The organism is Salinimonas lutimaris, assembly GCF_005222225.1.
GTDB classification, from domain to species: domain Bacteria; phylum Pseudomonadota; class Gammaproteobacteria; order Enterobacterales; family Alteromonadaceae; genus Alteromonas; species Alteromonas lutimaris.
In genome coordinates this window covers 1,222,236-1,245,284 of sequence record NZ_CP036536.1, presented here as the reverse complement: position 1 = coordinate 1,245,284, position 23,049 = coordinate 1,222,236, and the positions used below count along the sequence as shown (strand labels likewise).

Sequence of the window (23,049 nt, the reverse complement as noted above, 5' to 3'; positions counted from 1 at the left end):
ATTTTTAAGAAAACCAGAAGTACTCCATAATCAGAGACCTCAATAAGGAGCGATGGTTATGGCGAAAAAAGTAAAAGCGTATTTATTCAACAGGTTTTCTAAAGTTCAGCAGCAGCGCGCTGCGATGGTGTGCAACTACACCAATAATTATTATGGCGATCAGGTCTGCAGTCTGATGCCTGTCAGCAGTGATCGGCGCAGCGCTCGATAAATGATATGCCGAGCGCTGGCAGCGATACACATTATACTAATGGCTAAATTCTAAAATAGACCAAGTTTGCTACAGTATCAGAACACATCAAACCGCCATCAAGATGGCTTGTCGTTCTTTATTCACTGGTAGTAAGTTAAATGGTAACCACCGACCCTTTTACCGAGTTAACGCTTGCGTTAAGTAAAACTACTCTGGCGAAAATGAGTAAACACCGGGAAATTTGCCGGTGTGTTGACTACGTCATCCCTAAAGCCAACCGGATAACTTTATGGAAGTTCAATCCGGAAAAAACGGCAATCACCTGTCTGGTCCTGTATGAGAATCAGGTGTTTCATGTACCTGATAACCTGGTCCTCAGGCAGGACGACTTTCCTGTGTACTTTGATGCTGTGCTGAAAAACGATGTGGTGGTGGCTTCTGACGCCCGCAGCAATCCGGATACATTGTGTTTTACCGAAGGTTACTTCAAGCCTAACAATATTCACTCCCTGCTCGATTATGTATTTCACGACGATCTGAGCCCGCTTGGCGTTATTTGCTGTGAGGCTACCGGCAGCGCGGTGACCTGGTCACAGCAGGATATTGCCGCCCTTAAGCGTGTTGCACAAACCACCTCAATGTTCTTTACCTGGTAGGTGATTTTTACGTTCAGGCCTATGAGTCTGAAGGCGCTAAGCAATAATAATCCCGTCGTCCCTGAAGCCCGAAGGGCTATCAGGGATTTCCTTGCAACATGACTACCTTTAATACTCTTTTACCTCAGCCAAGCTGTTAACGAGATCCCCGCTTTCGCGGGGGTGAAGGCAGACCGTTATGCCGGTGGCATGACGCAGCTGACTGAACGACGCACATGGATGTGCGGCTGGACGATGCTTCATGGATGAATACCACTAGTTGGAAGTTGTATTTACCTCAGCCAAGCTGTTAACTAGATCCCCGCTTTCGCGGGACGACGCAATATCACCCGTCATCCCTGAAGCCCGAAGGACTATCAGGGATCTCCTTGGAACATGACGACCTTTAATACTCTTTTGCATCAGCCAGCCTGTTAACGAGATCCCCGCTTTCGCGGGGGTGAAGGCAGACCGTTATGCCGGTGGCATGACGCAGCTGACTGAACGACGCACATGGATGTGCGGCTGGACGATGCTTCATGGATGAATACCACTAGCTGGAAGTTGTATTTACCTCAGCCAAGCTGTTAACGAGATCCCGGCTTTCGCGGGACGACGGAATATGGCCCGTGTACACGGGAACGACGGTTTTCACGGGAATGTCGGGAAGTGACAGATGACGGCGTGCTGCTGATGAGGGAATAAAAAATGCCCGCACGAGGCGGGCATGACATCTAATAACGGGAGAACAGGTTATTAGTCAAACATGTACTTCAAAGACAATACCGTGGTACGGCCGTTCAGTGGACGGGCACGGATGTAATCACCTACCGCTGCACTACCCTCTTCAGATTCTGTAATAACAAACTCATCAAAGGCGTTGTTCATGTTCAAAGAGACCGAGAACTGATCGTTCACCCAGTAAGTCGCGAACAGATTGACCAGTGTGTAAGCGTCTTGTTTCAGGTCATTGTTGTCCTGCACGTAGTATTCGCTTGAACCCTGGAATGATGCACCGGCAGACCAGTTATCTGTTACATACTCAGGCGTAATGGTCCAGATAAAGTCAGCCTGACGACGTGGTGTATTGCCTTCCAGCGCCGGGTTATTTACATCTTTGCTGATTTCCGCATCTGTCCAGGTCACGTTACCGTTCAGCACGAAGTTTTCAGTGGCATTCCAGCGACCTTCCAGCTCCAGACCGGTTGCTTCGTATTCACGCATGAATGTCAGACCGCTGGTCACTTCTGCCTGGGTATCTTCGGTCACGGTGTCAAACAGTGTGGCGTTTAACATCAGGTCACGGGTACCGTACTTGTAACCCACTTCAAACTGCTTGGTTGTATCAAAACCTGATGTGGTGCTGGTCAGACTTCCATCTGCATTCAGTGTACCGCCGATTTGCAGTAAACGGTCAGCAATAGCACGGCCACCTTTTGAGTAACGGGCAAAGAACGTCTGACTTTCTGACAACAGGTATGAACCACCCAAAGAGTAAGACGTGTTATGCGCTGTGTAGTCTACGATTTGTGACGCAGCACCAGCACGGTTCAGGTTGATAACACCACCGCTGATAAAGCCGCTATTGGTCGCCGACGCATCTTCAATTTGTCCGATTACACCATCACCATTCAGGTCAAAATCCACATTACCGCCACAGCATGAGCTGATTAGCTCGCCTGAAGCTTCTACAGTGTCGTAGCGCACTGACGCGTCAACCAGAATGTTGTCGCTCAGTTCAAAACCAATGTTGGCATAAGGCGCTTTGGTCACATAGTTCAGGTCCCATTCCCATGACAGGAAGCTAGGCGACAGCAAACCATCAGAAACCAGCTCAGTGCCATCCCCATCGGTAATGGTCAGCAGTTGCGAGTTGTCACCATCCAGGGTCTGGATGAATGTCTGCCAGCTAGACCAGCTGGTAGCAATATCCTGATTGGAGTAGTAGTAACCTACCGTTACATCTACGCCGTTATCGAATTCTTTACGCAGGCTGAAGTCATTTATCATATTACCCAGATCATTGATACGGGTATCAAACTGCAGGTTGGTAAATGCCTGACCAGCGTACACATCGCCTGCGCCCGGGCCATTGGCCAGAACTACAGAGGTGCTGGAACAGTTCAGAGCATTGCCGTCGCCGTCAGTGGCACCGTCACATAGCGCAGTGGCAAAGTTAGACACATCGCCCGGACCGGCAGGGAAACCATCAGTAAACGGGGCAATAAAGCCACCGGAGATATCAGAGATACGGAATTTATTTAACAGAAACAGAGAATCTGCTACTTCCAGGTCTACTTCAACACCAAACGAGCTCACTTTTGACTCGATACCATCACGTACATCACGATTTTCGGGGTTACCGTAGCTGTCAAACGTAGAGATATTGGTGTTGTAAGCTGAATTCAGTGCCTGTGAGCTGGCATCATAGCCAGGAACCGGACCATATTCACCGTCGCCTTCCACCAGTACTGGTGATGGCAGGTAAGTCGATACCTTGTCATCCAGGTTTTTATAGAATAAGCGGATGTGACCATTGTCCAGCATTTTTGTAATGTTGAATTTAACCTGGCCACCTTGATCCCCATTATAACCAGTATCACGAGTGCCTTCACCGCCGCGGGCGAAACCAGCAATGTGGTAATACAGATCGTCACTGATTTCACCGCCATAACGGAAATCAAGACGGAACTCGTCATAGTCCACACCAAAAGATGTACCGATAGCACCGCCGCCGATTTCACCGGTGTTGCTGATCATGTTGATAACACCGCCTGGCGAGTTACTGGCAAAGGTAGAGGCTGAACCACCACGAATCGCTTCTACATTCGCTACAGACCAGTCATAACGCATGAAGTTATCTGCGTTACCAAAGTTAATATCACCGTACTCAAGTACTGGCAGACCGTCTTCATGCACCTGCAGGAACTTAGAACCGCCGGTGGCCAGAGGGATACCACGAATGGTGATGTTTGCGTTACCGCCACCACCTGATGACTCTGCGCGGATACCCGGAATGGCGCGAAACACTTCAGCGGTTGAACGCGGCGCAAACTTAACGATGTCGTCTTCATCAAACGAACTTACCGATACACTGGCTTCCTGCATGGTTGCGCCACCTGGCGTTGCAGTAACCACGATCTGCTCGTATTTTTCTTTATCCTGTTTTGACTGTTCAGCTTCGTTGGCTGCTTCCTGAGCGAATACCGGGCTGGCCAGAACAGCTCCAACCGCCAAAGCTAGTGCACTAAATGAATGAGGCTTTTTCATGTGATCTCCGTAAAGAGCTTTTTATGTGTTTAGCTGTAAAGTTGGGAGAGTGTCTGCTCGCCCTGTCATTAACTTCGGTCTCAGCAGCCGAAGAACTTAATCGTTTAAGAATGTATATCAGAAAGTTTACGTTGTAAACATTATGTGAAGCATAAATGTTAACTTTTTTGTTAATTTAAACTAAAGAACAATGGTTACAGCAAGATAGGTTCGACAAATAATTTACAAAAACAATCTTTTTACGTTAATGAGAGAAGAACAGCACTTAAACCATTTAGTTTAAGCCGGTTAGAAAGGGCAATAGAGGATATGCAGATGCGCAATCGACAGCATCATATCAGGCACAAAAAAGCCAGCGTCGAAAGGCTGGCTTACGGATACAAATAAGGTTGGATTAAATGGTTTGCCCTACCAGTAATTCAAACGGCATAGTGATCGACTCAGACTGCTTGTCCAGCAACATGTTAGCTGCCAACGCGCCTTTTTCAATACTTGACTGGCAGATAGTGGTTAAATTAGGTCGGGTACGCAGTGCTTCATCAATGCCATCAAAGCCAGTAATTTTAAGCTCCTGTGGCACCTTAATTCCTTTAGCCAGCGCGCACTGTAGTAACTCCAGAGCAATAATATCACTCATACACAACACCGTATCGGGCCGGTTATCGCTGCATAAAACCTCCTGCGCAGCCTGTCTGGCGTAGGTTCCTTCACTTTCCGGAATATGCCAGATCAGCGTGTTGTCTATCTCCACACCCGCATCACTCATGGCACGCTTATACCCATCCAGGCGGCGATGGGAGATAGAGCTGTCAGCATCGATCAGCGGTGTATCGTAAATACGGCAGGTGGCTGGCGAGGCAATGAGTTTCAATCCCAGAATCGCTACCCGCTCCTGTGGTTTAATCGCTTGTCGGGCCACATCATAGGCGGCCTGTTCGTTATCGATGTTAATTGCCGGCTGACCGGGCAGATTAAAATCAACCGTGACCACGGGTTTTACGGTTTTTGTTAACTCACTGGCCAGCTTGCTGTTTTCCGGCGAACCATAACAAATAAAGCCATCGACAAAATCAGCCACCTCGCGAATAGAGTCGGCGTTACCGCTGTAAAGCAGCAAATGTTTCCCCTTTTCGTGCAGTACCCGGGACACTCCCTTAACAAAAGTACTGGCCACCGGATCGCTGACCATATACTCAATATTGTCTGCCAGTACCACAGCAACAATGCCCGACTCACCTTTACGCAAGATTTGCGCAGCCCGGTTCGGTCCGTGATACCCCAGCTTTTCACAGGCCGCCAGAATGTCCTGTCGGCGCGCCGCCGATAGCTGGTCTGGACGGTTAAATGCATTTGAAATCGTTGCAGTAGACACATCCAGCTGCTGGGCAACATCTTTTAAAGTGAGCTTATTTTTTTTATTCATGAGTGCTTTGACTTATCACGACATCCTGATTCGATTGCTGGATTTGCACAGCGGCACGGTAGCAAGCTATGTAAATTTTTAACACATATTTATCTTAATCGTTTAACAACCGTAAATGTAGTTGAAAGGGAAGGTATTTAACAGTCTTTTCGCGGTCTTCTTAAAAATTTAAATCGAAAGTATGATAATTTGAATGTTAAGTCGATAAACGAAAACAGGCCGCACCTTACATGCGGCCTGTTTTTCAGAACCCTTTATAGTGAGTTATCGGGTACCGAAAATACGGTCACCGGCATCGCCCAGCCCCGGCAGGATGTAGCCATCTTTATTCAGTTTATCGTCTACCGACGCTGTAAAAATATCTACATCCGGGTGCAGATCCGTCACCGCCTTGATCCCTTCAGGGGCCGCCACCAGAAACAGTCCCATAATTTTGGTACAGCCTTTTTGTTTCAGCAGATCGATGGTCGCGATTAGCGTGCCGCCTGTTGCCAGCATAGGGTCTACAATCAATGCGGTACGCTCATCAATATGATTAACCACTTTGTCAAAGTACGCCACCGGCTCCAGAGTTTCCTCGTCACGGTACAGTCCAACTACACTGATTTTGGCATTCGGGATTAATTCCATCACGCCGTCTAACATACCCAGACCCGCCCGCAGAATGGGCACAACGGTAATCTTTTTACCTTTAATTTGCTCAACTTCAATCGAATCGCCAGACCAGCATTCAATGGTTGCCGGCTCGGTCACCAGGTCGCGGGTCGCTTCGTAAGTCAGCAGGTTACCCACTTCACTGGCCAGTTCACGAAAGTTCTTACTGCTTAAGCCAGCCTCACGCATCAGGCCGATTTTGTGCTGAATAAGAGGGTGTTTTATTTCATGTACCGCCATGGCATTCTCCGCAATCTGTCGTTGAATAGTTTTTAAGCGCCCGTTTCTTAGGTAAGTGACAGGCAAACAGCCCTATTATCCTGATTTATCGCCAGAGATCGAATATTCCGCCTGAATTATTGGCCGGTTTAGCTAAATAAAGCTATGCCGAGGTCTTTTCTATCGACCCGGTAGACTGCCAGTGCTTTGGATTATCACCTGAACTGTTGGCAGCGGTACGCAATGCTGGCTTTTCTATGATGTAAATCAAATCGTTGTAATGCCAGGCCAGCTTGCCAAATGAAAACAGATTCATTAGCTGAACAAACACCCTGATGGCATGATCGCGCAGTGATTTCTTTCGCAGATAGTTATTTTTGCCGTACGTCGCCCGTACTTTAAGTCCCTGACGGGCGCAATATGCAGAGATATTGGAACGGGCCAGCGCTTTGTCATACACCGTGGGATATGGCAAATAACCGGGTTTGCCGGCATTTTTGTTACCCTTTATCCAGCGGTAATACAGTACGTGAGTCCAGTGTGGTGTGTTGCGGGCTACAAACCCGTAAACAGAATCCCGATCAGGAACTTTGATAATAATCACACCGCCAGGTTTAAGCCAGCGATAAAAATTTTCCAGTACTTTGTTTACGTTATCCACATGTTCAAGCACATAGGCGGTGTAAATAACGTCATACTGGTCGTTGGGCAGTTCAGCGGTGCGCAGGTCACCTATCAGCACGTCATCCAGATCATTGTATTTTTGCTGCCGAAGAGCCACGGCATCAGCATCGATATCAATGCCAGACAGCGTATAGTCAATGCCGGTTAAAGAAAGTTGCCACTTGTTGCCACAGCCTGCTTCAAGGATCTGAAGGGATTCACCCTGTTTTGCTTTAGATTTGATACATGTTTCCAGGATCGCTTTTTCCTGAGACGTATCGGTAACGATTTCAACGGTCACCTGAGGTCCTTGATATTAAAGTAATTGTACAAATTATGGTGGGAGAATACAGGTTTCGCACCGTCTCTATGTACGAAACCTTAGCATGTACAGTTTAAAAATTAACCTTATTTGCGGGTTTTCTTACTTACTGTAATCGACCGCGATTTTACCAAAATGCTGGCCAGATTCTTCGTATCTGAACGCATCTGCTAATTCGTCCAGCGCAAATGACTTATCAATAACAGGGCTGAATGCCATGTTTTCCAGTGCCCGTACAAAGTCCTGCTGTTCTTTGTGACTCCCCACGATGACGCCGGTGAGCTTGATTTGCTTGCGCATCAACATGGCGGTGGGAATTTCACCACCAATACCAGTCAGTACACCAATCAGCACAATACTGCCGCCAACCCGGGCTGCTTTAATCGATTGTCCCAGTGTGGCCGGGCCGCCAACCTCAACAATATGATCAACGCCACCACCGCTCCATTGTGCGACCGTTTTTCCCCACTGTTCATCGGTTTTATAGTTCACCGTGAAATCGGCGCCCATGGCGCGGGCTTTTTCCAGCTTTTCGTCACTAGAGGAAGTGATGGCAACAGTAGCTCCCATGGCTTTGGCGATCTGCAGAGCATAAACCGATACGCCACCGGTACCCAACAGCAGCACGGTGTCACCGGCTTTAAGCTGGCCTTCCACCACCAGTGCCCGCCAGGCAGTCATGCCGGCCGTGGTAATAGTGGCAGATTCAATATGGCTCCAGCCTTGGGGGGCACGGGTGAAGTAACTGGCCGGTAGCGTGACATACTCTCTGGCATAACCATCAATGCCGTCGCCCGGCGTGCGGGAAAAATCCCCGACCGTGGGCCCGCCGGTCTGCCAGTCAGGAAAAAACACAGACACCACATTATCTCCCGGTGCAAATGCAGTCACCCCCTCCCCCACGGCTTTGACTACACCGGCACCGTCAGACATCAGAATACGTCCGGGGCTGGACTTCATAACACCGCTGGCGACCCCATAATCATGATAGTTAAGCGAGGAAGCCATCACCTGTACCATGATTTCGCCCGCCTGGGGTTCAGGCGGAGGAGCTACATCGGTAACCTTAATGCCATTCAGACCTTGTTCCGGAGAAGCTATTTCAACTTGTTTCATATTGCGCCTCGTCAGCTTTGCTGGTGAATTTATTGGTTGTTGCTGTTACTACAGTCACAAGACCAATTACGTTTACCCTTTTTCAGACACTGGTCGCTTATGCCAGACAACTGAGCAGTGAAACTTTGCCAGTTCCCCTGCAAAGTTTGTATGGTAGTGAGTTAATCATGCCAATTAACGAGGTATACCATGTCTAAACGGTTTATTTGTGCAGCGCTGATGTCTGCCCTGACCGCTTTTCCTGCTCTGGCCAGCCTGACTGAAAAAGAACAGCAGGCGGTCGATCATATTGCCAGCACCCAGGGCGATGCGGTGGCTCTGCTCAAAAGCCTGGTCAATGAAAATAGCGGTACCATGAATTTTGACGGCATCAGAAAAAATGCTCATATGATGATCCCTGAGTTTACTGCGCTGGGCTTTGATGCCAGATTTATCTCTGGAGAAAAATTTGGCCGTGCCGGTCATCTGGTGGCCACCAATGAAGGCGGTAAAGGGCCCAATATCCTGTTAATTGGTCATCTGGATACTGTGTTTGCCAAAGACAGTCCTTTTCAGTCCTTTAAAATGCTGGATAACGGTTTGGCTACCGGTCCTGGCATTTCAGATATGAAAGGCGGCAATGTCATTATTTTGCAAGCACTGAAAGGTCTGAAGGCGGCCGGTGAGCTTGATGATATGAATATCCGGGTCGTCATGACCGGCGATGAGGAGTCCAGTGGCCGCCCCCTGAACTTGTCTAAAGCCGCGCTGACAGAAGCAGCCGAATGGGCCGATGTGGCGTTGGGTTTTGAAGATGGTGACGGCGACCCAGCTACCGCCAACACTGCCCGCCGCGGGGCCATGGGCTGGGAGCTAACCGTAACCGGCGTACCGGCTCATTCTTCACAGGTGTTCCAGCCAGATATTGGCGCAGGGGCGATTTATGAATCAGCCCGTATTCTGCACGCCTTCTATACCAACCTTCGCGGTGAAAAACTGCTGACGTTTAACCCGGGCAAAATCGTCGGCGGTACTGAGGTTAGCATGGACGAAAAAGCCAGCCGGGGTACAGCATTTGGTAAAGACAACGTGGTGGCAGAAACCACCCGGGTCACCGGCGATATCCGTACGATATCGGTGGAGCAGTTAAATCAGACCAAAGCCACTATGCGTGAAATCGTGGCCGACAATCTGCCGCAAACCAGCGCAAAAATAATTTTTGATGATGGTTATCCACCGATGGCCCCCACCCAGGGTAATGCGCAGCTACTGAGTATGTACTCTGCTATCAGTGAAGCATTAGGTCAGGGCAAGGTTGCTGCGGTAGACCCCCGTAATGCCGGTGCTGCCGATATTTCCTTTACCGCCACAAATGTAGATATGGCGCTGGATGGACTGGGCATGAAAGGCACGGGCGGCCATACTGTGAAAGAAACGGGCGATATCCCCTCGCTGACCAGTCAGGCGCAGCGTGCGGCCCTGTTGATGTACCGCCTTAAGACTGCAAATTAACCGTTTTTTCCGGTCAGCGGCAGCACATTGCTGCCGCCACCTGTTAACATGTCGTTTACCGTGGGGCCGGTGCCTTGCGCAAAATAACCATAACAAAACGACATGAACGAGGTTTTATGAACTGGAAAGGATATCTGTGTGCCGGGCTGCTCGGCGCATCAACTCTATCTGCACTGCCGGTTTTTGCCGCTGACACGGCTCCTTCTTACACCCGACAGGCCCAGGTGGATACGCACACCATCACCCAACACAAAACCACTATTCGGGGACACCGTTTAAACTACACTGCTATTGCTGGTATGCAGCCGGTCTGGAATGACCAGGGCGACCCCATTGCGACCTTACAATACACCTATTATAAAAAAGATGATGTGAAAGCACCGGAAAAGCGGCCTTTGCTTATCAGCTTTAACGGTGGCCCTGGCTCTGCCTCAGTATGGATGCACATTGCCTACACAGGTCCGGTGGTACTGAATGTTGATGAAGAAGGCTATCCGCTGCAGCCTTATGGCGTTAAAAGTAACCCTGAGTCGGTACTGGATGTGGCCGATGTTGTGTATGTAAACCCGGTTAACACAGGTTTTAGCCGCGTATTGCCCGATGCAGAAGGCAAAATGCCGTCCAAAGAAGAACAGCAAAAACTGTTTTTTGGTGTGAATGCCGATGTGGAATATCTGGCCGAATGGATAAATACCTTTGTCACCCGTCAGGAACGCTGGCGCTCACCCAAATACCTGATTGGTGAAAGTTATGGTACTACCCGGGTGTCTGGCCTGGCCCGTGCCCTGCAAAGCCAGCAGTGGATGTATTTAAACGGTGTAATCCTGGTGTCGCCTACTGAGCTGGGCATTAAGCGTGAAGGCATTGTTGAGGCGGCCAATCGCCTGCCCTACTTTGCCGCAACCGCCTGGCACCACAAAAAACTCAAACCTGAATATCAGAACATGGCACTGGAAGATTTTCTGCCTCAGGTGGAAACCTTTACGATGGAGCAACTGCTGCCGGCGCTTAGTCAGGGCGGATTTTTAGCCAGCCAGAAAAAACAGGCGATTGCCCGTCAGATGGCGGCGTATTCGGGGTTATCTGAAAAAGCTATTTTGCGTACCAATCTGGACGTCAGCCCGCGCTTTTTCTGGAAAGAACTGTTACGAGAAGAAGGTAAAACCATTGGCCGGCTGGATAGCCGCTATCTGGGTCTGGATAAACAGGACACCGGTGACAAGCCGGATTACAACGCCGAACTGTCGTCCTGGTTGCACGCCTTTACTCCGGCCATGAATGATTATCTGGTCAATCAGCTGAACATAAAAACTGACCTGAAATATAATATGTTTGGCAATGTGTACCCATGGGACCGTTCAGATGATGAAACTGGTGAAAACCTTCGTCAGGCCATGGCTGAAAACCCGTATCTGAATGTGATGGTACAGTCTGGCTATTATGATGGTGCCACCAACTACTTTGACGCGAAATATACACTATGGCAATTAGATCCCAGCGGTAAAATGAAGCAGCGCCTGAGCTTTAAAGGCTATCGCAGTGGACACATGATGTATCTGCGCAAGGCCGACCTGAAAACCGCTAATCAGGATATCCGCGAGTTTATTCAGGCCAGTCTGCCGGATGAACATACACCGGCAAAATATGCCCGCTAAATAGTGCTTGTCACCCCATAACAAGTACCAATAAAAAAACGCCCTGGCAGATACTGGCAGGGCGTTTTTATTATAAGACGGCGATTATTCAGGCAGCGTGATATTCAACTCAAGTACTGAACAATCATCACTGTCTTCCACCTGCACAGAGACCTGATCATCAGCAATCTGTACATATTTTCTGATCACTTCCAGAATTTCCTTTTGCATCATTGGCAGGTAATCCGGCTCTGATCGTTTACGGCGCTCATGCGCCACAATAATTTGCAGGCGCTCTTTTGCTACGGATGCTGAAGAAGTGGGCTTGCCCTTTTTCAGCAGGTAATCAAATATGCCCATTATTTCCCTCCGAGCAGTCTCTTGAAGAAGCCTTTCTTCTCCGCTTCTAAAAAGCGATGGTCAACCTTTTCACCCAGTAGTCGACGCACAGCATCTGTGTATGCCTGCCCTGCATTTGACTCCTGATCCAGAATAACAGGCGCACCCTGGTTAGAGGCTTTCAGTACCGCTTCTGATTCAGGTATAACACCAAGCAAAGGCACTGCCAGAATTTCTTCCACATCAGCCACACTCAGCATTTCGGCAGTTGCCACACGCTGCGGGTTATAGCGGGTGATCAGCAAGTGTTCTTTTACACTTTTGCCCTGCTCAGCGCGCATAGACTTGCTTTGCAGAATGCCTAAAATACGATCTGAGTCGCGAACTGAAGACACTTCCGGGTTGGTTACCACTATAGCTTCATCAGCAAAATACAATGCCATCTGTGCGCCCTGCTCAATACCGGCAGGCGAGTCACAAATGATATATTCAAAATCTTTACTCAGGTCATTAAGCACCTGCTGCACACCTTCCATCGTCAGCGCGTCTTTATCACGGGTTTGCGATGCCGGCAGAATAGACAGACCGTCGGTGCGTTTATCTTTGATCAGCGCCTGATTCAGCGTTGCTTCTTTATTAATTACATTGACAAAGTCATATACCACGCGCCGCTCGCAACCCATGATTAAATCCAGGTTACGCAAGCCCACATCGAAGTCTACCACTACCGTTTTGTGTCCCTGCATTGCCAGCCCGGTGCCTATGGCTGCACTGGAAGTAGTTTTACCTACGCCCCCCTTTCCTGAGGTTACAACGATGATTTTTGCCATTTACCTTTCCTCGACGAAAACATTACCAGTTAGCCAAGGGCTGTGACCAGTAACGCGTCTTCCTCCAAATAAGCCTGTGCTGGTTTTTTCCAACACTGTGATTGTATTGTTTCCTGCATAACAAAGCGCCCGGCAATGGACAGCAATTCTGCTTCCATTTGCTGACAAAATATACGCGCCTGGGTATTCCCCTGCACCCCTGCAAGCGCCCTGCCACGCATGGTGCCATAAATATGAATATTACCGTCAGCCAGTACTTCAGCCCCTTCACTCACCGGGGCAATAATGACCAGATCTGCACCTTGGGCATACACCTGCTGTCCTGAGCGTACCGGCCGGTCAATAAATTTGGTTGCCTGAACCGCTGCCGGCGGAGCGCTGGGTGCCTGCCTGGCATCGGCTGTGTCGTTTAACGCGGTTTCTGTGGCTTTACTCTGACTGATATCAGATAAACCCAAGTCATTGATCGTGCTTTTTAATGTTCCGACTTCGCCTCTGACCGCCATGGGCTGCAGCTGATGCTGACGGCACAAGGTAACCAACAATTCAAATTCGGTGTCGGTTAGCGGCACACTTAACTGAATAATGAGCGAGGAGCGGGTAAAAAATTGCGGTGCACTGGCTACTTTTGCCGCCAGTTGCTGATCAAATTCGTCAGGGTCAAAATAAAGTACATCCAGTACAATACTTGTCAGCGTTGTACCTTTCATCCGAAAGCATTGCTCTGCCATTCGTCATTCCTGAAAGCAGCTGGCAGCCTACACCGCCAAACATGATTAATTGATAGCCTATATTAACGCAACTCTATCAAATTCCTGCCTTTGGGCAATAGCCTGATCCAATTAGACCCTACAACTGCTCAATAAACAAGCGCCCATGTGTGTATCAGGCGATTTTAGTGTTCCTGTTGATAGGGCGACTGTTTTTTTTCATCTTCCTGACGCAGATCTTCAGGTGTATTGTCAGCCACAAAAGCGCCGCGCTTGCCCATGGGTTTGTCGCCGCCCACGGTACTGTCGGCTGATGTTTGCAGCTCAATCGCCGAATTTACCTCTGCACCAATCAAAATGATATAGGCACTGAGGTACAGCCACATCAGCAGGACAATGATACCGCCTACCGAACCATAAGTTTTATTGTAACTGGCAAATTCGCTTAAATAGATGGAAAACCCGTAGGATGCGGCAATCCATAACAAGGTGGCAAACATCGACCCGGGCGTCACCCAACGCCACTGCGCTGACTTGCGGTTAGGCGCATACCGGTATAGGGCGGACAAGCTGACATTAAACAGTAACAGCATTACCGGCAGACTCATCCAGCTGGCCTGTTTGGCAGAAATCAAATCGTTAGTGGCCCAGCTGACTGCTTTGGGCAGAATCGTGATGCAGATAAGCGCGATAATCACCGTCAGAATAATGCTGATGGTGCAGGTAATACGGGCAAACATGCCTTTAAAAAAGCTTCTTCCATGCGCTTCACTATAAGTAATGTTGCAGGCAGTGATTAGTGCATTAGCGCCCTTACTACTGCTCCATAACGACAGCAGCACTGAAAACAAAAAACCCCAGCCCAGAGTAGAGCTGGACTTTTCAGTCAGATTAGTTAGCTGCTCTTCAATAATATACCGGCTTTCCGCCGGCACCACATTAATTAACAGGGCCATATGCTCCTGCAGCTCCTGTGGCGAAACCAGTAACCCGTACATAGAGATAATGGCGCCCAATAACGGAAAAATGGCCAGCAAACAATAAAACGCCACCCCGGCCGCAATCAGGGGCAAATTATGCTCCTGCAACTTGCTAAATACTCGTTTTGTTACCTGCCACCAGCTTGATGGCGAGAGTTGCAGCACTGAGGCTGCATTGTCGCTGCGTTTTCCACTCATTGTTTTTATCTGTCACTGCTGATGCAGCCTGTACATTTCTGGTTATATGCATACTCCGCTTACTGCACTCAGGTTTACCTAACTGCTTATTTTAATAGTTTTTTATGAGCGCTGAGTGGTATAAGCGGTTAACGCTTCGATGGCATCCCGGTGAGCTTGCAGCACCGCCTCCAATAATCCGGCAAATGACTCAACCTGCTTCTCTCTGGCGCCCTGCTCCATCTTAACCAGCTTGTCGTACAGGACCTGCAAGCCAATATCCCCTGACTGCCCTTTTAATGCATGACTGGCTAGCCGTGCCTGCTCGGCATCCTTTTTATCGCAGGCCAGTCGCAGGCTATTCATTTTAGCCGGTGAGTTCTCGACAAACATAGTGGCCAGTTTTTTCAATAAAGCATCGTTATTCATCAGGCGCCTAAGTGCGCCCTCGCAGTCAAAAATCGGTGACTGTACCGATGAAGTGTCGGCGTCTTCGGTTAATCTGGCAATATCTCCCGGCCCGGCAAATTGATCAGTGCTGACAGACCTGCCGGCAACAGTCCAGTGCGCCAGCTTGCTGGCCAGAATGTTACCGTCAATAGGCTTGGTAATATAATCGTTCATACCTGCATGCAGGCATTTTTCCCGTTCGCCACGCATGGCGTTGGCAGTCATCGCAATAATCGGAACATCCGCCAGCTTCTGCCCTGCTTTACCATCACGAATACGCCGGGTGGCTTCATAGCCATCCATATTGGGCATATTACAGTCCATTAGCACAGCGGCCACAGGCTTACGTTCATCGGCCATTGTACTCAGCAGCTCAATGGCTTTGATACCATCGGTCGCTCTGGCAATTTGCTGTGCATAGGGCGCTAAAAAGCTGGCAGCCACTTCCAGATTAATATCGTTATCATCCACCAGCACAATGTACCTGTCATCAAGCTGCAATTGTAAGTCTGTTTCGCTGGTGACTGGCTGGTCGGTAATTCGCCGGGTAGCATTGATCCCATCACCAGTCTCTTTGCGCTCATCGAACAGTCGGCTAAGCAGCTCAGAGCGCAATACCGGTTGATTAATACACATTACATCAGACAGTTCGTGTGCCAGAACCGGTTTACCAGGATGCCTGAACAGTACTATTTGTGGCACTGAATCTGCTTCATAAGGCCAGTGCAGAATCAACTCACGAAAATCCATGGAGTGCGCATCAATTAAAATAATGTGTGGCGCACTATCCGCGTCCCAGTCGATGTCGGCCGGCGATTCTTCACCGTACAGCGTCGCGCCAAGGCGCGACAGCAGATTATCGACAACCTGTTGTTCGGCCTGGTCGCTGATAAAGCGGGCCACTGTTTTACCCTGCAGGCGTTTGACTGACTCTGGAGAGTCAGACTGCCATTGTCCGCTGGTCACATAAAATGTAACGGCCGTTCCCTTGCCATGGTCTGATGACAGGCTGATATCTCCGTTCATCAGTTGGCACAGCTGTTTACAAATAGCCAGCCCAAGCCCGGTGCCGCCATATTTGGCCGCAATGGATTTATCAGCCTGACTGAACGAAGCAAACAGTTTGTCCTGGTTATCCTCGGCGATACCTACTCCGGTATCGGCCACGGTGACTTCCAGGCGCATCTGAGCGGGTTCGTCCAGCATGCTGCGGATGCTCACCAGAATATGACCATCATTAGTGAATTTAATCGCATTACTGAGCAGGTTATTAATGACCTGCGTTAAGCGGTGTGGATCACTGGTAAACGATACGACAGACAGAGCTGAGGTATCCAGATACATTCCCAATCCTTTTTCCTGTGCCCTGACGGCCTGCGAACTGACCAGACTTTCGATAAGCTTCAGCGGGCTGAATGGTTTGTCTTCAATCTCCAGCTTGCCAGCTTCTATTTTAGACATATCCAGAATGTCGTTAATCAGCACATTCAAATTTGTGGCGCTGGTTTCGGCCATCGACAGAAAGCGCAAGGACTCTGGTTCATGCAGACGCCGTCCAAGCATACTTAACGAGCCGATAATGCCGTTTAACGGCGTACGCATTTCATGGCTGATGTTGGAGATAAACTTACTTTTAATATCGCTGGAACGCAGTGCGTCCTGATGCGCAGCTTCCAGTTGCATGGTTCTTTCGGCAATCTTTTCTTCCAGCTGGTTGTTGACCTGCATGATTTGCTGGCGGGCCTCCTGCTGCGCGGTAATATCAGAAAAAACCAAGGCATAGCGGCTGGCACGCCGGGTCGCCATTATCAGGTGAGTTGAACAACTGAAGACCTTCCGGGTGGCATTACGGCTCGTCCAGTTCACCACAATATCATCGTTAAGCTCATTGCTTTCAAACTGAATTAACTGTTCAACCTGCTCTGGAGCCAACCGGTGTGCCAGCACCTTATTAAACGGCTGCCCTTTCACCTTGAACTCGGGCAATTCACACTGTTCAATAAATTCCCGGTTGCAACTGGCAATATTGCCATCCGGATCAACAAACACGATGCCATCGGTAGATACATCAAACAGCGCCTGGGCCTCAGCGCGGGTTTCAGCCAATGCCGCTTTGCGCTGTGTAGTGCGCATCATATTCAAAATTACCGAGCCCATCAGCACAATAACAATGCCCAGTACACTATAAAACAGTGCTTTTTCTTCAGTGGCCATACTGTCCAGCATAGCTTTATTGCTCAACAGCGTTACATTCAGGCTTAATTGCCGGCCTTCCATGCCCTGGCGAATAAGGCGGCTGGATGACAGATAATTTATCTGGTTGTCCTTTGAGGTCAGAAGCTGTAAACCACGTTCAACAGGCCGCCGGTCTGGGTAGAGCGTTTCGAAGGCCAACCCGAACGGCGTCACGCCGGAATACGAATATTCACTCTGGCTGTGATAAATAATGATGTTATTGCTATCTGAAATAATGACTTCGTCATAATCGTTGACCAGCTGATGCAGGGAGTTGAGCAAAGGTCCGATATTGATGGATACATACAGAAAACCGTATAGCCTGCCATCATCATGAAAAATTGGCTTTGCCAAATTCAGCCTGGGCTCAACCGGATACACAATTTGCCCGCGACGGGTGGCAGGAACAATCTGGCTGATATAGTTATCGCCTTCACTGAGCGCTTCAAGTGATGAAAACTCCGGTGATGGCGTGAAGTCTTTCAGCTGACGGGATTTAGCCATCTGAACAAGACCGGGGCTACGTTCTGCCCGCAGCAGTTCCTGCCCACTGGCCAGCACGATAGATAGTGACTGTACATCCGGTGAATTTTGCAAAAACGCGGTAAATATAGTGGATAAGCGCGACTGCCATTGTTGATAGGTTGTCTCATCCTGTGCATCCAGCCCGTTATTAGCCGAGGCTCTGGCAAGACCCGATATGGGCGGTGTGGCGTACAAAAACAGCATATCCTGCTGGTAAATGCCGATACGCTCCTGGACCTTATTGCTCACTTCTTCCAAATTAATCGCGTGTTCTTTTTCCACGAACTCATAGGTTCTGTCAGCAAGAATACGCTCGTTAACCAACACAACTGCAGCGAACAGCCCTGTCAGAGCAATCATCATTATTATGAGTCGGAACAAAGCAGACCCTGAAAACCGGTTAATATGTGACATTCCTTTTTTTCATCATGAGTGAAGCCCGCCTGGCAACTTTACCAACCGACAATTAAAAGGTCGAAAAACAGGCAATTACATTCAGTGTTACGCCAAATCGCGCAAAAATCCAGCCGACTTTCGATTAAGGTTGTGCTGTAGATTGTTCTGTTATCATTGCCCGCACCTTTGTTATCACATAGCGCTGACTGACACAGCAAAACGCGCTCTGTTGACTATACTTACAGCGTTTTTCTCAGTTACGGCTCAAAAAATAATTCAAAAGTTGTAATTTTGAACTAAAGTGTAATTTTACATTACCCATTTGTGTTACACAGTTGATGTTGGAAGATAAAGATGCAGAAGAGGTTTATGCGTCACAGTCAGGGAACGACAACTCCCCAAACCATTTTAATTGTTGATGACCAACAGGAAAATCTGATTTTACTGGAAGCCGGATTACAGGATCTGGCCACCATTATCACCTGTCATGACCCACAGCAGGCGCTGCTGCTGGCGAATCAGCATAAACCCGATATTGCCATTCTCGATGTCGAAATGCCACATATCAATGGCTTTACACTGTGTCAGAAAATCAAAGCAAACCCTGCCACCCAGCATACCTCAGTGATGTTTATCACCTCACACAATGATTTTGAAAATGAGAGTAAAGCCCTGGCGCTTGGCGCAATTGATTTTATCGGCCGGCCGATAAACCTGAATGTGTGCCGGATGCGGGTCAGTAATCACTTACAAATCAAAGCGCAGGAGAGCCTGCTTGCTGATGCCTACAGTGCATTGCAAAAAGAAAAAGAACATTTACATGTCACGCTTAACTCTATCGGAGATGCTGTAATTACCACCGATCAGTATGAACGGGTGACCTTCATCAATCCTGTTGCCCAGCGGTTAACCGGCTGGTCGGCCTCAGAAGCCATTGGGCAGCCCGTGAATGCCGTGCTGCAGCTGTCTGACTCATCGACCAACGCGCCTGTGCCGAACCCGGTGTCACTGTCACTGCGCGAAGACAGGGTCATATCATCAACCTGTAATACCAAGCTTACCAGTCGTAACAGCCGCGAGTACCGGGTAGAAGATACCACCAGCCCGATAAAAAACGCCCTGGGTCAGTGTATTGGCGCCGCCATGGTATTTCAGGACATTACTGAGTCCATCGCCATGGCGACTCAAATGAGTCATCTGGCCAATCATGACCAGTTAACCGGGTTACCCAACCGGCTTTTACTGCACGATCGCCTGTGTCAGGCGATTGCCCGAAATAGCAAAGCCGCAACCAAACTGGCCGTATTGATTGTTGACCTTGATAACTTTAAATACCTGAACGATACCCTGGGCCATCAAGCGGGTGATCAGGTCATATTACTGTTGTCTGAGCGGCTGCATTCACTGTGTGACAGCACCATCACCTTATGCCGTATTGGTGGCGATGAATTTGCTCTGATGCTATCTGACGTGGATGCATCATCCTATATTGACACGATTGCCGGCCAAGTGGCTGAGCTGGTTGCCCGACCCGTTCCGGTTGATGGGCAGGAATACAGTCTGACGGTCAGTGTAGGTATCAGTGTTTTTCCTGATGACGCCACTAATGAAAAAGAGCTGGTTCATCATGCCGATACGGCGATGTACCGGGCCAAATCGGCAGGCCGCAATTGTGTTTGCTACTACTCTGATGAAATTCAAAATGCAATCAACAACCGTTTTCATATCGGTAATGTGCTTAAACGGGCTCTGGAAGAAGACAACCTGGAGGTGTTTTATCAGCCAAAGTTTGACCTGGTTACCGGGGAGCTCAGTGGCGCAGAAGGACTGGTTCGATTACGCAACTGTGATGGCAGCATTATTCCGCCGGATCAGTTTATTGCTCTGGCCGAAGAGTCCGGACTGATTCATCAGTTAGGCGATCAGGTATTACGCAAATGCTGCGCTGCCGCCCGGCGGTGGCAATTGATGGGTAAAGAAATCAAAGTGGCGGTGAATATTGCTGCTCAACAATTTTCCAATTCACGTTTTTATGATTCAGTGATAGATGCCCTGCAAAACACCAGGCTGCCAGCCAGGTTGCTTGAGCTGGAAGTCACCGAATCAGCATTAATGCACGATTTTGAGCAGACCCAGATTGTACTGCAACGACTTAGCCAGTTCGGCATCACCATTGCGCTGGATGATTTTGGCACTGGCTACTCTAGCCTGTCTTATCTGCGCTTCTTTCCGCTGGACGTATTAAAGGTTGATCGTAGCTTCGTCAAAGACATGCACAGCGATAATCAGGCCGAGAACATTGTTTGTGCCATTATTCATCTGGCGCAATCTATGCAGCTGACCCTGGTGGCCGAAGGCATCGAAACCCGTGCGCAACTGGATACCCTGCGCGAGTATCGCTGTGATGAGGGGCAAGGTTATTTCTTCAGCAGACCTCTGCCTGAAAGTGAATTTGAAACCTCCTTTATACAAGCAGCAACGGTGTCACCACCGTTACCCACCTGTCAGGCATTATCTCGCTGAAACGCATTCATTTCTGGAAAGGCCACTTTTTTCAACAGAGCTCTGACATCTTCCAGTTTTACAGGTTTTGTCATAAAACCGTCCATGCCGGCTTTCAGACATGCCCGACGGTTTGCATCCGACGTATCAGCTGTCATGGCAACAATAAATGTTTTACCGGTATTGCGCTGACTTTGCCGGATAGCCAGGGTGGCCTCAATACCGCCCATGACTGGCATTTCACAATCCATAAAAATCAGGTTGTAGGGCTTTTTGTTCTGCTCGCGCTGAACAGACTTGACTGCCTCTAGCCCGTTGACCGCGTAATCGGCATTGATAGATAGTTGTGATAACAATGACTCCATAACCAGCCGGTTAATGTCGTTGTCATCTACAATCAGAATGTTCAGTGCATCAAAACTGGTGTTTTGAGGTGCCACATAGTCTTCGGTGGTCTCTGTCACATCACTTTGTGCCAGGATGAGCGGAATGTTGACATGAACCTGCGTGCCTATTCCCTCGGAGCTTTTTACCCGCAGTTCGGCATTGAACTTATCACATAGCTCTTTGACAATCGCCAGGCCCAGTCCTGAGCCGCCATACTTGGTGGAAATACTGGCACTTCCCTGCTTAAACGGCACAAACAAATTTGCCTGAGTGCGTTCATTCATCCCTATACCAGAATCAATAATACCCACCTGCAAGAAGGCATTATCTGCCTCCTGTTTGATTTTAGCGGTGAGCTTCACCCCGCCCTCAGCGGTGAATTTTATAGCATTGTTTAACAGGTTTGAAAAAACCTGCGTCAGTCGTCCCGGATCACCACTTACAGTGATGCCTTCAGGCAGCGAGACCCGAAAGTCCAGCTCAATATTTTTGTTGTCACACAGAGGATGATACAAAGAATACAGATCATCAAAAATATGCTTGGGAGAAAAGCGAACAGTCTCAAGCTCCAGCTCACCGGCTTCGACTTTTGAGTAGTCCAGTACATCGTTGACCAGCCGCACCAGCAAATCTGCGCTACGTAACGCAATGGCAACCCGACTTTCGATAATATCCGGGTTATTTTCTCCAACCAGGGTTTGCAGCATGCCGGTGATACCGTTTATCGGCGTGCGCAGCTCATGGCTCACCTTGCCAATCATCTGACTTCGGGCAATAAGCAGCCGCTGTGCTTCGTTTTTCTTTTCAATCAGCGCATTGCGGGTATTTACCTGAGCATCAACATCCTGAAATGCACCGATGATCCGCACGCATACACCGTTTTCCATGATGGCACGACCACGAGTGGCCACCCATTTTAATTTGCCGGTGTAAGTCTGCAGGCGAATTTCTATATCCCAGGAGGTACCTTCGCGCATGGCTCTGTCCACTACCTCGACAATTTTATCCCGGTCTTCCCCTTCCGGATAAAATGCAATCGCACTGTCTAAATCAGGGACATAATCATCCGGTACTTCGTGAATGACCCGGGTCTGGGTACTCCAGTAAAGCGTATTGGAAACACAGTCGACTTCCCAACAGCCAATATCTGCTAATTGTTCCATTTGCTGCTGTAATTCAAACCGGCGCTCTAGCTGCTGTTGATCCTGCAAACGGCCAATTTCAATACCTATCCACTGGGCGAACAGGTTGATAAAATCGATATCCGCCTCGGTAAACTGGTCGACTTTAGGCTGGGCAGAAGAGAAATTGAGGGTGCCGTAGAGCTGCCCTTTCACCTGAATACTCACACCGATGTAGCTTTCCAGCTGAAAAGTGGCATAACAGGGATGTACCGCGACAGGACTGTTAGCCACATGAGAGTATGCCATGGCATGGCCGGCACTCAGCGTGTGCACGCAGTAAGTATTGGCAACTTCAAACTGTAATCCCGGCTGCAGGCCAGCATCGTCAGACACAACATGCTTAACAGTGTAAACATTGCCTTCTATGCAACTCACTATGCCGTGTTGTTGTGAAAACATCCGGCAGCCTAGCGCCAGTAACTGTTGCACTTTTTGATCAAAGCTTTTGTCAGGATCAGACGTTATTTTATGAAGCTCTTTCAGCATATACACCGTACCACATTACAAATGCGTAATTTCTTCTTGTTAGTTTAGCTGCTTACAATGGTTAACGCTGCATCCAGGCAGCAAATTCATCACAAAGTACAACTCGATAGCCCTTAATAATAGGCATTTTACGGGACAATGTGCACTATTTTATATCGTCTTTTCTCTATATAAAAAAAGAGCATTAAAAGTTCTTTTTTTAGTCAGAGTTCTTCCTACACTTTTTCT

General features: G+C 48.7%; 16 protein-coding genes. 5 read left to right on the top strand and 11 right to left on the bottom strand.

Annotated features, from left to right (window positions below; all coding sequences use genetic code 11):
* The first annotated feature begins 58 nt into the window (after nucleotides 1–58).
* Nucleotides 59–211 carry a hypothetical protein gene (locus EZV72_RS18405; RefSeq protein ID WP_175405048.1) on the top strand — a complete coding sequence of 51 codons (153 nt, stop codon included), beginning with the start codon at nucleotides 59–61 and terminating at the stop codon, nucleotides 209–211.
* Nucleotides 212–351: 140 nt separating this feature from the next.
* Entirely contained in the window at nucleotides 352–849 is a 498-nt protein-coding gene (locus EZV72_RS05240; RefSeq protein ID WP_137166250.1) for a hypothetical protein, read from the top strand.
* A gap of 735 nt (nucleotides 850–1,584) precedes the next feature.
* On the opposite strand, the gene EZV72_RS05235 is transcribed toward EZV72_RS05240, so the two are convergent.
* The 5 genes from EZV72_RS05235 to EZV72_RS05215 all read right to left on the bottom strand — a co-directional run bounded on the left by EZV72_RS05235 (nucleotide 1,585) and on the right by EZV72_RS05215 (nucleotide 8,495).
* Nucleotides 1,585–4,098, bottom strand: a complete 2,514-nt coding sequence (locus EZV72_RS05235; protein WP_137166249.1) for a TonB-dependent receptor — start codon at nucleotides 4,096–4,098, stop codon at nucleotides 1,585–1,587.
* A 394-nt stretch (nucleotides 4,099–4,492) separates the two neighbouring features.
* The gene (locus tag EZV72_RS05230; protein WP_137166248.1) at nucleotides 4,493–5,521 is read right to left on the bottom strand and encodes a LacI family DNA-binding transcriptional regulator; all 1,029 of its coding nucleotides are present in this window, start codon (nucleotides 5,519–5,521) and stop codon (nucleotides 4,493–4,495) included.
* Between the two features lie 264 nt (nucleotides 5,522–5,785).
* Nucleotides 5,786–6,415: a uracil phosphoribosyltransferase gene (gene upp, locus EZV72_RS05225; RefSeq protein ID WP_137166247.1), complete on the bottom strand. Its 630-nt coding sequence runs from the start codon at nucleotides 6,413–6,415 to the stop codon at nucleotides 5,786–5,788.
* Between the two features lie 142 nt (nucleotides 6,416–6,557).
* Entirely contained in the window at nucleotides 6,558–7,358 is an 801-nt protein-coding gene (locus EZV72_RS05220; RefSeq protein WP_137166246.1) for a class I SAM-dependent methyltransferase, read from the bottom strand.
* A 123-nt stretch (nucleotides 7,359–7,481) separates the two neighbouring features.
* Nucleotides 7,482–8,495: a zinc-dependent alcohol dehydrogenase family protein gene (locus EZV72_RS05215; RefSeq protein WP_137166245.1), complete on the bottom strand. Its 1,014-nt coding sequence runs from the start codon at nucleotides 8,493–8,495 to the stop codon at nucleotides 7,482–7,484.
* A 189-nt stretch (nucleotides 8,496–8,684) separates the two neighbouring features.
* Between EZV72_RS05215 and EZV72_RS05210 the strand changes: the two genes are divergently transcribed.
* Complete coding sequence (locus tag EZV72_RS05210; protein ID WP_137166244.1) at nucleotides 8,685–9,986, top strand: M20/M25/M40 family metallo-hydrolase; 1,302 nt, start codon at nucleotides 8,685–8,687, stop codon at nucleotides 9,984–9,986.
* Nucleotides 9,987–10,102: 116 nt separating this feature from the next.
* On the top strand, nucleotides 10,103–11,641 hold the full coding sequence (locus EZV72_RS05205) for a S10 family peptidase (protein ID WP_137166243.1): 1,539 nt from the start codon (nucleotides 10,103–10,105) through the stop codon (nucleotides 11,639–11,641).
* Between the two features lie 84 nt (nucleotides 11,642–11,725).
* Here the strand turns inward: EZV72_RS05205 and minE are convergent, their stop codons facing one another.
* The 5 genes from minE to EZV72_RS05180 form a co-directional block, all read right to left on the bottom strand.
* Nucleotides 11,726–11,980 carry a cell division topological specificity factor MinE gene (minE, locus tag EZV72_RS05200; RefSeq protein ID WP_137166242.1) on the bottom strand — a complete coding sequence of 85 codons (255 nt, stop codon included), beginning with the start codon at nucleotides 11,978–11,980 and terminating at the stop codon, nucleotides 11,726–11,728.
* Nucleotides 11,980–12,789, bottom strand: a complete 810-nt coding sequence (gene minD / locus EZV72_RS05195; RefSeq protein WP_137166241.1) for a septum site-determining protein MinD — start codon at nucleotides 12,787–12,789, stop codon at nucleotides 11,980–11,982. The genes minE and minD overlap by 1 nt, the downstream gene beginning before the upstream one ends.
* 29 nt (nucleotides 12,790–12,818) lie before the next feature.
* Nucleotides 12,819–13,520, bottom strand: coding sequence for a septum site-determining protein MinC (gene minC, locus EZV72_RS05190; RefSeq protein WP_137166240.1), 702 nt, complete (start codon nucleotides 13,518–13,520; stop codon nucleotides 12,819–12,821).
* Nucleotides 13,521–13,684: 164 nt separating this feature from the next.
* Nucleotides 13,685–14,677: a YihY/virulence factor BrkB family protein gene (locus tag EZV72_RS05185; protein ID WP_137166239.1), complete on the bottom strand. Its 993-nt coding sequence runs from the start codon at nucleotides 14,675–14,677 to the stop codon at nucleotides 13,685–13,687.
* A 102-nt stretch (nucleotides 14,678–14,779) separates the two neighbouring features.
* A complete protein-coding gene (locus tag EZV72_RS05180) occupies nucleotides 14,780–18,229 on the bottom strand; it encodes an ATP-binding protein (RefSeq protein ID WP_217495178.1) in 3,450 nt (1,149 codons plus the stop codon).
* A 402-nt stretch (nucleotides 18,230–18,631) separates the two neighbouring features.
* On the opposite strand from EZV72_RS05180, the gene EZV72_RS05175 reads away from it, so the two are divergent.
* Nucleotides 18,632–20,785 carry an EAL domain-containing protein gene (locus tag EZV72_RS05175; RefSeq protein WP_137168667.1) on the top strand — a complete coding sequence of 718 codons (2,154 nt, stop codon included), beginning with the start codon at nucleotides 18,632–18,634 and terminating at the stop codon, nucleotides 20,783–20,785.
* Here EZV72_RS05175 and EZV72_RS05170 read toward each other — a convergent pair.
* On the bottom strand, nucleotides 20,767–22,821 hold the full coding sequence (locus EZV72_RS05170; RefSeq protein ID WP_137166237.1) for a hybrid sensor histidine kinase/response regulator: 2,055 nt from the start codon (nucleotides 22,819–22,821) through the stop codon (nucleotides 20,767–20,769). The genes EZV72_RS05175 and EZV72_RS05170 overlap by 19 nt on opposite strands.
* Nucleotides 22,822–23,049: the final 228 nt, after the last annotated feature.